Origin of the sequence: Veillonella sp. oral taxon 158, assembly GCF_018376515.1 — a bacterium.
Taxonomy (GTDB): Bacteria; Bacillota; Negativicutes; order Veillonellales; family Veillonellaceae; genus Veillonella; species Veillonella rogosae.
In genome coordinates, this window is the sequence record NZ_JAHABE010000006.1 from 77,154 (window position 1) to 90,013 (window position 12,860).

The 12,860-nt window shown below is 41.3% G+C and carries 12 protein-coding genes; 11 read left to right on the forward strand and 1 reads right to left on the reverse strand.

All coding sequences use genetic code 11. From position 1 onward, the window contains the following. Positions 1-9: 9 nt before the first annotated feature. The 11 genes from KH364_RS05245 (at position 10) to KH364_RS05295 (ending at position 11,775) form a co-directional block, all read left to right on the forward strand. Positions 10-1,611: a tryptophan transporter gene (locus tag KH364_RS05245; protein WP_273298857.1), complete on the forward strand. Its 1,602-nt coding sequence runs from the start codon at positions 10-12 to the stop codon at positions 1,609-1,611. Continuing rightward, entirely contained in the window at positions 1,604-2,416 is an 813-nt protein-coding gene (locus KH364_RS05250) for an ABC transporter ATP-binding protein (RefSeq protein ID WP_105089590.1), read from the forward strand. Before KH364_RS05245 ends, KH364_RS05250 begins: the two co-directional genes overlap by 8 nt. 9 nt (positions 2,417-2,425) lie before the next feature. Beyond that, complete coding sequence (locus KH364_RS05255) at positions 2,426-3,097, forward strand: energy-coupling factor transporter transmembrane component T (protein ID WP_009351926.1); 672 nt, start codon at positions 2,426-2,428, stop codon at positions 3,095-3,097. 339 nt (positions 3,098-3,436) lie between these two features. Further along, a complete protein-coding gene (locus KH364_RS05260) occupies positions 3,437-3,937 on the forward strand; it encodes a GNAT family N-acetyltransferase (RefSeq protein ID WP_273298859.1) in 501 nt (166 codons plus the stop codon). A 152-nt stretch (positions 3,938-4,089) separates the two neighbouring features. Continuing rightward, entirely contained in the window at positions 4,090-4,953 is an 864-nt protein-coding gene (gene hisJ / locus KH364_RS05265) for a histidinol-phosphatase HisJ (RefSeq protein WP_273298860.1), read from the forward strand. A gap of 309 nt (positions 4,954-5,262) precedes the next feature. Further along, positions 5,263-5,598 (forward strand): aminotransferase class I/II-fold pyridoxal phosphate-dependent enzyme, encoded by a 336-nt coding sequence (locus tag KH364_RS05270; protein ID WP_273298861.1) that lies wholly within the window; start codon positions 5,263-5,265, stop codon positions 5,596-5,598. 208 nt (positions 5,599-5,806) lie between these two features. Next, the gene (gene hisH, locus KH364_RS05275; protein ID WP_054748299.1) at positions 5,807-6,433 is read left to right on the forward strand and encodes an imidazole glycerol phosphate synthase subunit HisH; all 627 of its coding nucleotides are present in this window, start codon (positions 5,807-5,809) and stop codon (positions 6,431-6,433) included. Between the two features lie 12 nt (positions 6,434-6,445). After that, on the forward strand, positions 6,446-7,216 hold the full coding sequence (locus KH364_RS05280) for a HisA/HisF-related TIM barrel protein (protein WP_273298862.1): 771 nt from the start codon (positions 6,446-6,448) through the stop codon (positions 7,214-7,216). A 238-nt stretch (positions 7,217-7,454) separates the two neighbouring features. Continuing rightward, entirely contained in the window at positions 7,455-9,287 is a 1,833-nt protein-coding gene (locus KH364_RS05285; RefSeq protein WP_105081261.1) for a carbon starvation protein A, read from the forward strand. 348 nt (positions 9,288-9,635) lie between these two features. After that, positions 9,636-11,252, forward strand: a complete 1,617-nt coding sequence (locus KH364_RS05290; protein ID WP_273298863.1) for a membrane biogenesis protein AsmA — start codon at positions 9,636-9,638, stop codon at positions 11,250-11,252. Positions 11,253-11,379: 127 nt separating this feature from the next. Continuing rightward, on the forward strand, positions 11,380-11,775 hold the full coding sequence (locus tag KH364_RS05295; RefSeq protein ID WP_077707956.1) for a hypothetical protein: 396 nt from the start codon (positions 11,380-11,382) through the stop codon (positions 11,773-11,775). Positions 11,776-11,901: 126 nt separating this feature from the next. Here KH364_RS05295 and KH364_RS05300 read toward each other — a convergent pair whose 3' ends face one another. Continuing rightward, complete coding sequence (locus KH364_RS05300; protein WP_273298864.1) at positions 11,902-12,645, reverse strand: copper amine oxidase N-terminal domain-containing protein; 744 nt, start codon at positions 12,643-12,645, stop codon at positions 11,902-11,904. Positions 12,646-12,860 lie beyond the last annotated feature (215 nt).

A 12,860-nucleotide genomic window follows, 5' to 3' on the forward strand; every position in this document is an offset into this window, starting at 1 on the left:
GAGGCTATTATGGAAAGGATTCAAGATCTTGTGTACACGCATGTGCAGGGTGGCCAGTTTAGATGGGTTACTGTCAGCACATTGATGCTCGCATTGGGCACGATATTGCATTTGGTGAGCCCTAGTGTGGCTGGGGTAACGCCGAACTGGACGATTGCTACGTACTGCGTAGCTATTTTATTGACTCGTCCTAGTTTGAGTCAAACGTTGGGGATTGGCCTTGTAGCGGCCCTCATCAATGTTTTGACATCTAAGTCAGCATTCCCTTACGGCAACTTGTTGTCTGAACCAGGTGGTGCTTTGACAGCAGCTCTCGTGACGCGCGCTATGGTGTCCGTGAAGTTCCGTAAAATCGGTGGCTTTGATTTGACGCCAATCCTATCTGGATTTTTAGCGACTGTTGTATCTGGCGGTATCTTTGTTACCATTTTGTGGAAAGTATTGGGCTTACCAGACAATGTATATATGTATGGTATGTGGCCGATGGTTCTCATCGTAGGCGCTTTGAACGGTGCCATTACGCCAATCTTGTACATTCCGGCGCAACGTCTATTCTCTAAACGCGGTATGTTGCCGAGTGCAGAGGAATTGGGCTCCGATCACAGTCATTTGACAATCTTGCCTGAGCGCCAAGCTAAGATTTCCATTGAACACGTAAATTACTACCATCCTAAGGCGACGACTCCATCTCTTGAAAATATCAATCTCGATGTGCATGATGGTGACTTTTTAGTGGTAACAGGTCCTGCTGGTTGTGGTAAAAGTACCCTTTGCATGGCTATGGTAGGGGCTGTACCTAAATTCTACGGCGGCCGCCTTGAAGGCATGGTCTTTGTAGATGGTAAAGCGACTACGCAAATGGAAATTCCTGAATTGGCTAATCACATCGGTGTAGTTCTTGCCGATTACGACACTCAACTCGTAACGATGACAGTTCGTGAAGAAGTGGCCTTTGCCATGGAAAATCGCGGTTATGATCGTGATACAATTAAAGCACGTTCTGAAGAGGTGTTTGCACAAGTTGGTCTTATCGGCTTAGAAGATCGCAAAATCACTAGTCTATCCGGTGGTCAACGCCAACGTTTGGCGATCGCTTCCGTATTGGCTACGAACCCAACGGTTCTTGTTCTTGATGAACCAACAAGCTCCCTCGACCCAGATGGGACTGCCGAATTATATCGCCTCGTAGGTGATTTAAATCAAAAACACGGTATTACCGTTGTTGTTATCGATCATGATTTACATGCTGTATTGCCGTATGCAAATCGCATGGCTCTCATGGTAGATGGTTCTATTGCATGTGATGACGATGTACCAACTACGCTTCGTTACATGTACGAACACAATATTCACGTAGATGCGTTGCCATCCGTGTTCACTACGTATATGGAACTTGAGCAAGCGGGCTTCCACAGCGATGAGCCTTGGCTTAGCATCGAGTCTGCTATCAAGGGCTTGCACCAAATTGAAATGGCTCATGCTATCCAAACTGAGGTGCATGGTGAAAGCAACTCTACCAATAACCAAACAAATACTACTGTAGTAGAAGATAGAAAACCTATTCAACGCGTTGATGATGTACAAGGAAAGGACGGTGGCGCTCATGCTTAAGGTTGAAAATATCCGCTTTGGCTATGTGCCATCTGTAGACATTTTCCGTGATGTGACTTTCACCATCGAAGGGGGCGAATATATTGCCATCGGTGGTCGTAATGGTTGTGGTAAAACGACCATCACTCGTTTGCTCGTTGGTCTTGAAAAGGCGAGCGAAGGCCGCATGTACTATAACGGTACGGATATTACGTCTATGCCGCCATCTAAACGTGGTCAATTTATTGGTTATGTATTCCAACAACCAGATCGCCAAATGTTCAGACCAACAGTAGCCACAGAGGTTGCTTTCGGTCCTGAATCACTAGGTCGCAGTAAATCCGAAGTGAAACGCATCGTTGATGAAGTGTTGGAACGTACAGGTATCGCTCACTTACGTGAAGCCTATCCTCCAACATTGCGCCGCGGTGAAAAGCAACGCGTTGCTATCGCTTCTGCACTAGCAATGCAATCTAAAATCCTTATCCTCGACGAACCAACAAGTGGTCAAGATGGTAAGGAAACTAAAGAGTTATTAGCACTATTGCGTCAACTTAATCAAGAAGGCATTACGATCCTTCTCATTACACATGATATGGAAATCATGGCTAGCGAATGTAGCCGTGCACTCATCATGGGTAACCAAACCGTTGCCTTTGATGGCAGTCCAGAGGAATTATTCAAGAAATCTACGGACGAATTGCAAGATCTAGGCCTCACAAAACCGCCAAGTGTGGAACTTTCACTAGCGGTACCATCCCTCGGTTATTGCAAATCCATGGATGAATTGAAATCTAAGTTAGTGGCTCAGTTGAGCGGAAAATAGGAGGGACATATGGAACGTTTAGTACCGTTAACAAAAATCTTGATGACCCTCGCTGTATCCGTGTGGGCCATCCTATTACGCGACTGGGCATCATTATTGGCCTTAGTCGTTGTAGAGCTGGGTGTGTTATTTGTAGCTGGTTTGCTATTTAAACAACATAAGGCAGTGTTGGCTTTGACTAGCTTTGCTGTATTCCTTGGTGTTATCCAATTCCTTGGTAGCGGTGATGTAACATCTGCCATCGTATCCGGCTTGCGTATGCTTGCGATGACACTTGTATTCATTTGCTTATTAGCAACTACAAAATTGCAAGACCTTACAGCAGCGCTCGTAACACAATGCAAAATTCCTTACGAATATGCATTTATGTTCACTGCAGCACTACGCTTTGTGCCTGATTTCATTGCTGAAAGCCATGCTGTACAAGAGGCACAAGCATGCCGTGGTTTATCCTTAGAAGGCAACTTCTTGAAGCGCATGAAATCCTACGCATCTGTTATCCAACCATTGCTCTTAAAATCCTTGGGCCGCTCCGAAACAATGGCGCTATCCCTAGAACTACGCGGCTTCGGTGGACCTACACATAGCTTTGCAGCGTCTGTAGGCTTGAAAACAATTGATTACGGTGTCATTTCAGTACTGGTAGTAGTAACAATTGCTTTGTTTGCTATTGTAGCTTAACCTCTGATTAATCAAGAATATATCTTGTAAAAAAATCTATTTATGTTATACTACAGATAGGTAGTAAAGCGTACAAAATTACCTACAATATAACAAAAAAGGACGAGTTGCCGCTCGTCCTTTTTCTTGCTTATTTTTTACTCTTATTTTGTAACCAATAGCTATAGGTAGTTACAACTAAGGATACAATAAGAGGGGCAAGCAAGGTACCCCAAAGCGTACAAAATAACGCCTCCAATATAACACCTCCTTTCTTCTGGAGGTGATTTTATTATATCATTTTATAATAGATATAAGTGGTTAATTAATATAGAGATACCAACTTTTTGAGGAATTCTTATGAGTGAATTATTAATACGCCCAATTACAAAGGATGATGTACCATCTTGTTTAGATATTTACAATTACGAGGTTGTAAATGGCGTAGCCACCCTTGATCTTGAGCCGCGAACACTAACAGAGTGGCAGGAGTGGTATGAGGCGCATCAAACATCTGAGCACTGCATTTTTGTAGGGATTATGGACGATGTTGTAGTAGGCTATGCATCGCTTTCACCATATAGAACAAAGGATGCTTTCAAAAGTACTGTCGAATTATCTATCTACATTCATCAAGAGTATCGCGGCAAAGGCGTGGCATCTAAATTGATGGCCCATATATTAGAATATGCGAAAGAAACGGAAACATTACATACGGTGGTGTCTGTTATTACGGCGGGAAATGCAGCTAGTACAGCGCTACATGAACGGTTTGAATTTACCTACTGTGGTCTAACACCGCAAGTTGGTTTCAAACATGGTAAATATCAGGATACCGAAACATACGCATTATTGGTATAATAAAACGTAGATAATAATACATATATAATAATACATATATAAATTAGGAATATTAATTAGATACATTAAATAGATACATTAATTAGATACATTAATAATGTAAAGATGATAGATAAGGGTTCGCTACGGGTTAGGGCGAATAGGGTGATTGAATGAACATGAAAGATGAACGACAGTTCGTTGGCTATAGCAAGTATCGTAGCCGACTTGTGGACGGTCATGTACATACAGAATTGTGTCCCCATGGTAGTGGTGACCGCACTGCGTTGATGATTGAAAAGGCCATCGAATTGCGCATTGAAAAGGTGTGCCTCACTGAGCATGCACCATTGCCTGCGGGCTTTGCTGCTGAATACGGTGGCGACAAAAAGGCTTATAACACGGCGTCTTTGAAATTGAATCAAGTAGATTCCTATCTAGAATTAGGCCGTCAATTGCAACGTGCTTATGGCACGCATATCGACATCTCACTTGGCTTTGAAGTGGATTACATTCCCGGCTTTGAGACGGATATTCAAGAGTTCCTCGATCGCTACGGTCCGTTGACGGATGATAATATTTTATCTGTTCACTTTATGGAAGGCGTTAATAATGCCTTTTATTGCTTAGACTACAGCCCTAAAGAATTTGAAAAGGGCTTTGGTCCATGGATTCAAAAGCAGTATGAGTTATATTACAAATATTACTCTACCGTGCGCCAAGCTGTGCGCGCTGACCTCGGTGAATATACGCCAAAACGCATTGGTCACTTTGATTTAATCAAGAAATACCAACACCACTTTGGCTTTGAGCGTCACTTAGATCGCCGCAATGCACAGGTGGTAAGCGATATCTTGCATATCATGCGCGTACAAGGGCGCGAATTAGACTACAACATGAGTGGCTTTTTCAAACCAGACTGTCGTGAAATGTATCCAAGCCGCTTCATCCAAGGCATGGCTGCTGTTATCGGTGTGCCATTTGTACTCGGTTCTGATGCACATAGCGTGGCAGATATAGAAAAAGTTTGGGGATAATTACAAAAGGTCTATACTTGGCTCCGTTCTATGTAACATATGGGTGAAAGTATAGGCCTTTTCTTTGTGCAAATAGTAATTAGATGATTTGATTTCTTTATGAGGAACAGAACGTATGGAGATAATACTTAAAATCCTAACCCTTATTATGTTTATTGGTATACTCTATAATAGTAGACAACGCAAGAAGTATGATGAATGGATATGCCTTTTCTTATAATGAATTAAAAGGCTGTTTTACTTTAAATGATAAGTTTGAAATAACAAATTTGATTTATAATGATGTAGATCTTCTACATCAGGGTGTGTTTGCCCTATAATCTCAATACCTTGTCCCAAGTGGCCGCAGAGGCTGCCTTCGATGATCAAGCGTTCTTGGCGAGAACAGTATCTCAAAATGCAGAGGAACGGGCTAAATGGGAGGCCCTATTTGATGAGTTAGGCATTCACTACTACAAGAGTGAAGCGAATTTTATATTCTTTGAGGCTCCTGATGCGGATGCAGATGGCCTTGCCGATGCGTGGCTAATAGAAGGGTATCAAGTGCGCCGAGGTCAACGAGAAGGTTGGTTGCGCCTTACTATTCCGATGGCTCAAGATGGAGATGTAATGCGTCACATATTAAAACAATTTGTGAATAAATAAATGTAGAATCTATCATATATACTAATAATTTAACCGTTTTGATATCGAATTTCATTCTATAGAATGGAGTTTAGCTTTTACGCAATTTATAGGCAGGAATTTAATTTTCCTTTGACGAATATATATAACGGAAACAACGTGCATGCGTGAATGTTTGAGCCCTAGTATTTTCTCTAGGGCTCATTAAGGCGGTTGAAAGGAGTTTATTATGATTGCCATTATAGATTATGACGCAGGGAACACATTTAACGTCCAGAAAGCTTTTGCCTACATCGGCCTCGATGCAGTGCTAACAGCGGATCCTGAGGTTATATTAAACGCTGATGGCGTTCTCTTGCCAGGTGTAGGCGCGTATGCATCGGCAGTAGCAGTTCTAAAAGAACGTGGCTTAGTCGATGTACTTCATGAAGTAGTAAAGCGTGAAATTCCACTATTAGGCATTTGTTTAGGTATGCAATTATTATTTGAGGAATCCGAAGAGTACGGTCCAACTCCAGGTTTAGGTCTTATTCCTGGCAAGGTAAAAGAAATTCCTCGCGATCTTGGTCTCAGTGTGCCTCACATGGGCTGGAACAAGAATGTAGTTCATCATCAAGATAGTCCTTTTAGTAATGTAGACGATCAATATACTTATTTCGTTCATTCCTATTATGTAGATACAGATCCTGAATATATCATTTCCACAGCTAACTATGGTATCGATGTACCTGGCGTTGTTGAACGTGGCAGAGTGTATGGAATGCAATTCCATCCTGAAAAAAGTGGTATCGTAGGTCTGAATTTGTTGCGTACGTTTGGTAATATTACAGAAGCTTACGCAGACTCAAAAAAATAGGAGGACGACTGAATGTTAGCAAAACGTATTATCCCTTGCCTTGGTGTGGCGAATGGCCGCGTACAGAATGGCGTACAATTCCGTGATATGGTTGACGCAGGGGATCCAGTAGAATGTGCAGAACGTTATGAAATACAAGGCGCAGATGAGCTTGTATTATTAGATATTACGGCTACAACAGAGGGTCGTAAAACTTTCACAGATATGGTTCTTAAATCCTCTGATAAGGTATTTATGCCACTTACTGTTGGTGGTGGGATAACCTCTGTTGAGGATATGACGGCTCTTATGAAAGCTGGTGCTGATAAGATTTCCATTAATACCGCCGCTTTGGCTAATCCATCCCTTATTACAGAAGGGGCTAAGAAGTTCGGTAATCAAGGCATCGTTGTATGTCTTGATGTAAAGTATAATCCATTTGAAAAGGTATGGTATGCCTATGGACATGGATGTTCTAATGATGAAGGGGCGCAATGTAGAAATGCTCTTGAATGGGCGAAAGAGGCTGTAGAACGCGGTGCAGGTGAATTGTTGGTAACGAGCATCGATAGACATGGCACAGGCCTTGGCTTTGATATTGAATTATACCAAGCACTAGCCGAAGTAGTAGATGTTCCTGTAACAGCTTTCGGTGGTGCAGGTAATGTACAGCATTTTGTGGATTTATTTACAAAAACTAATGTAACAGGTGCTCTTGCTGGCATATTGTTACACAATAAAGTGTTAACTATAAAAGATATTAAGAAGGCTCTCCACGAAGCTGGTATCGTGGTAAGACTATAGATATAAACTATTTTTCTACACTTATTAAGGCATTCTCCTATGTGGAGGATGCCTTTTTGTTATGTCTTTAAGTTATAGAGGGCTTTCAAAATGACTAAATAGTAGTTGACACTCTCATGATTAGTTATACAATGAATGTGTAAGTACTAACATTTTTACAAGCCAAAGTGGCATGGAAACATAAGTTTTATCAGAATTTTCATATACTCCATGTCACGAAACAAATGGAGGTGTTTATATGGTTATGAATGGTATTTACTTAGTTATTGCCTCCGCGTGTATTCTGATTCTAGCATACCGCTTTTATGGGGCTTTCATAGCGGCTAAGGTGTTGACCTTGGACCAATATCGTCCGACGCCGGCTATGATTCACAACGATGGTCACGATTACGTGCCAACTAACAAATGGGTAACCTTTGGTCATCACTTTGCAGCTATTGCAGGTGCAGGCCCGCTCGTAGGCCCAGTTATTGCAGCCCAGTTCGGGTATTTGCCTGGTGCCTTATGGATCCTTATCGGCTCCGTATTAGCCGGTGCTGTACATGACATGGTTATCTTGTTCGCTTCAGTTCGCTATGACGGTAAGTCAATCGCGGATATTGCGCGCGAAGAAATCAGTAAACTAGCTGGTTTCGGTGCTATGCTTGCTACCTTGTTCCTATTGGTTATTACCCTCGCTGGTATGGCCGTAGTAGTAGCGAACGCATTGCATAACTCTCCTTGGGGATTCTTCTCCGTATTCGCTACAATTCCAATTGCTATTTTTATCGGTATTTATTTAAAATGGTTGCGTCCTGGTAAAATCCAAGAGGCTACTATCATTGGTGTAGCGTTAATCTTCGTAGGCATTATCTACGGTCCTAACATCGCGGCTAGCGAATATGCTTCTTGGTTCACATACGACTTGCAAACAATTGAAATTATGCTTGCCGTGTATGGCTTCTTTGCAGCAGCATTGCCAGTATGGTTATTGCTCGCTCCTCGTGATTATCTATCTACATACCTTAAAATCGGTACAATTGGCGCCTTGGCTCTCGGTATTATCATAGTAATGCCTGAAATTCAAATGCCAGCTGTTACTCCATATATCTGGGGCGGCGGTCCTGTATTGAAAGGTTCTGTGTTCCCTTACATCTTCATTACTATCGCATGTGGTGCGTTATCTGGTTTCCATACAGTAATTGCTACAGGTACAACACCTAAAATGCTTACTAATGAAAGAGAAATCTTACCTATCGGTTATGGTGCGATGTTAACAGAAGGTTTCATCGCTATGATGGCGTTGATTGCAGCCACTGCATTGCATCCAGACGATTACTTCGCTATTAACTCCACAGTAGAATCCTTTAAAGCACTAGGTCTTCAAGTACATGAATTGCCAGCATTGTCCGCAATGGTTGGGGAAGACTTGATGCACCGTCCTGGTGGTGCCGTATCCCTTGCAGTAGGTATGGCTCATATCTTCTCCAGATTGCCTAACATGGATCACTTGATGGGTTACTGGTATCACTTCTGTATCATGTTCGAAGCCTTGTTCATCATGACTTTGATCGATGCTGGTACTCGTGTAGGTCGTTACTTGCTTCAAGAATTATTAGGTCATTTCCATCCTAAGTTCAACGACCAACATTGGGCTCCTGGCGTATATGGTTGTGCAGCTTTGATTTGTATCTTGTGGGGCTACCTAGTTCTACAAGGTAACATTGGTATTATCTGGCCTCTATTCGGCGTATCTAACCAATTATTAGGTACTATGACATTGGCTGTAAGTACTACTGTTATTATGCGACTTGGCCGCAAACGCTATGCATGGGTTACAGGTATTCCATGTATCCTAATGGCCATCGTTGCGATTGCTGCAGACTTTGAAAACGTATTTAATAGCTATATCCCAGCTGGTAAATGGATTCTAGTAGCATTCAGTGCTGCGATGTTCCTCATGATCCTTATCGTATTAGTAGAAGCAGTACGCAGCTGGATTCGCTTGTCCAATATTCCTCAAGACTATCGCACTCAAGAAGAAATTGAAGCAGAAAGCCTTGTAAAATACGGCAAAGGCGTAAAAGCGTAATTTCCTTAACTTGGGCGTCAATTCTTAAGCTATTAGCATTAGGTTGATGGGGCCCAACTCTAACTCGACATTTAAATTAAAAAGCGTTGTCTATACCTTCTTCGCTCCAAAGCGAGCTAAGTCGCTCATACGGTATAGGCAACGCTTTTTATTACGTTTAGTAAACATTAGTCCCATCAACCTATGTATACCTTGAAGTCTCATATATGATGCCCAATGTGAATTGAAATGTACGTAAATAGATATTTAATTTTACTGCTTTCCCCTTAATGCTTCAGAGCCCTATTATTAGCATTTAGAGAATAGTTTTATTTTGATTGGACATCTTCAACATGATATAATAAGGCTATGAAACATTATATACGTTCTTATTGGACAAAATATAAACAATTGTATAAGAAAGGTCTTAAAGGCCTTGCTGCTTTTCTTGCCATAGGAGCCATTGTTTTCTTTGTACTTGCCACTATTGCTAGTCGCGGAATGGGCGTTATCTTTAATGAGGTTATGGCTCGCCAGACTATGATGCGAGGGACCGTTACTGTGGAAAGTTTATCTGCCACACCTTGGGGGACACTATCCTTTACTGATTTAGTATGGACGGATCCAGATGGGCGGAGATTAATAACAGTTCCAGATGGTAAGATACGAGTTAACATGTGGGACGTGGTGACACGTAACTTCAAAGCGTCTGCTATTAATGGTATTGAGCTAAACGATGCGGTCATCGTTGTCGATTTGGACGAGAATAATCGGCTGGATTTCGTTCCTGCCTCACCAGATGTAAAGAAACCTCTTAATGAGGTCGAACCGCGTCCAAAACCACCGAAAAAGACTACACAAGAACGACAAGAGGAACTAGGCAATAAGGTGCGTAACTTTAATTGGCAAGGGCAACACTTAGATCTTAAGATTAGACTTAGAAATAGCCAACTAGAGGTATTTAACAGAAATCGTCACTATGTGATGAAAGATGTAAATGCCCGGATTGATCTAGATAGTAATCGTGCTGTACACATCGATATGGAGACGGGCAAATTTGGTGGCACTGCTATTGGTGACGGTCTTGTTTTAAAAGGCCGGATAGACTTAAAAGATGTGCTAAAACATCGTATGCCTCAGCTAGATTTACAGTTTGATGTAAAAGGTGTAGACCCATCATCACTCGGTTTTGGCGATAATATTCACGATGCTATGACCTTGCTGACGCGAGTAACAGGTGATTTTAATCGACCGTTGGCTAAAGGCCGTGTAACGATGCCTATTTTACGTATTCCCGCGCTTACCTTTGAAAACGTCGTGGGGGATGTGACGTACCAAGATGGCATTTTAAATTTTGAAAATGTTAATGCTAATGTGTACAGTGGCAAATTAGAGGCAAAAGGGGTATATAATCTAGATACAAGAGCCTATACAATTACAGGTGTAGCCAAGGATTTAGATAGTAGTGAGGCTCTTAAAACACCTGAATTTGTTGTACCGGTGTCGGCTAATTTGAACTTTAAAAGCGAGGGCCAGCCTCGTGACATGGAGGTATGGGGAAATTTCTGGTCTGGAGAAGGTCACTATATGCTCATACCTATTCAAAGCATTACAGGGAACTTTCACAATAAGGGGCGTCATCTCTCCTTTAGTGATGTGAAAGTAAATACGAGGGTCACTACAATTTCCACGAATGCGTTGCGTATTGATGATGGGCAGCTCACGATGGGGCCACTCAATATTATGTCCCACGGGGGCAGTAATTTTATTCTCTATGATGAAGACTCATTTGATGATCTAGATGAGAATATGGACCAAATTAAAGAGGGCATGAAGCAAGCTAGTGAAAATAGTAAGCGTGCCTCGGAATCGGCCAAAGGTCTTAAAGATGTCAAGATTCCTGACGATGTAAAAGGGTCTATGAAAGATTTGAAACGTCAAATGGATTCCGTAAAAGATAGTATTGAAAGAGTCAAAATTAATTGATAAATGAAATATTAATGATATTTACAACAATTCATTGTGAGTTTAGATAACAAGTTTATAATAAATCTCCGTTATCAGTTTTTTTGATAATCACGCATTTCTTTTAGTACTTACTATGGAGGTTTTTATGAAAGCATCTAAACAATTATCTATCGTTTTGGCAGCCACTGTTCTTGCGTTTGGCGTAGCTACATTGGCACCTCAACAAGCGGACGCTTCTTATGGCTATAAATATACTGATTCCCAACGTCCACCAGTATCTACTCCAACAGGTTACGTTAATCCAGCTATGGGCTCTACTGTAACAGTTACAGATCCTGCACCTACTACAAATAAATTGACTACTCCTAAAGCTAGTACTACTATTGAAAACATTACTGTGACTAATGTTGCACCAAAATACTCTGATTACAATGATATTGCAGCATACTCTCTAGCAGTAGCTGACTATTTCATGGCGAAAATCATGGCTATATATGGTAATGGTAATACGGCACTTAACCGCTATGGTTTTGGCAAATAATTGATTTTGAAATAATCATTTCAGTTACATTTACAGAATAAAAAGGTCCCTTATAGACTGTACACCCTAAGATTATATCTAATAGGGAAGCAGTCCATTGGGGACCTTTTGTTGTATGCCTATGGATTAGCGATCTAAGCCGCTTGGACGTTGGTATTCAGATTTTTCAGTAGCTTCTGTATTTGTTGTAGTTGCAGAGTCTTTAGCCAATGTTTTTTTGATTTTAATAAGCGGTTTTTCTGTCGCTTTTGGATCTTCTTTTTTCTTTACGTCCTTTTGGGATGGCGGTAAGAATGTGTTGAGTTCATTCTTGTGGGATACCTCTGTGTTTGTAGTGGATGCCAATTGTGCGCGTTGAGGGGCGATGAAGATTTCGTCCCTTGTAATGTTTACTTGGTTCAACAATAATTTGAACACTTGTGGTTTTACAAAGATGGTTCCGTCTACCTTGCGAGCTGCTGGTAAGAAGGATTCAGATGTATCAAGGTTGATAATCTTTAATTTGCCATGGCGAATAACATCAGCAGAGCCTGGTTGAATCGCCAATGTAGCGATGTTCATATCTACTAATGCTGTCTTAGTAGGTTCATCCCAAGCTACTTTATAGCCCAATGCTTCAGATACTTGGCGCAATGCTACGAGTGGTTGGCCGTCTACATAGATTACGTTTTGCTGACCATTAATAGGCTCAACTACCTTGCCATCTACATTAATATGATGCTGTGTTGTTACAGATACAGGTTTCTCAAGGTTCATCGCGGGACCAGGATTCTCCATGCCAATAGCTGCTTGGGCAGGCTGTGCAACGCCAAATGTGAAAGCTAGTGCACCTACAGCGATACTAGATAAAATAAGCTGTTTTAATTTCATAAGGGACCTCCATAAGGTGTTATATTTCTCTGAATGTATTAACATTACCAAATGTATATGAAAATTTTATTATAAACTTAAATTTTATGCAATTAATATGTGGTTGTGATACTGTTAAACTAGTTTATCCATAAGGCTCAGTTTTTTAGCACTCAGTTATTCAGTACTCAGTTTTCGTAGTGCTTTATGGTACAAAATCATATTTCTATATAAGT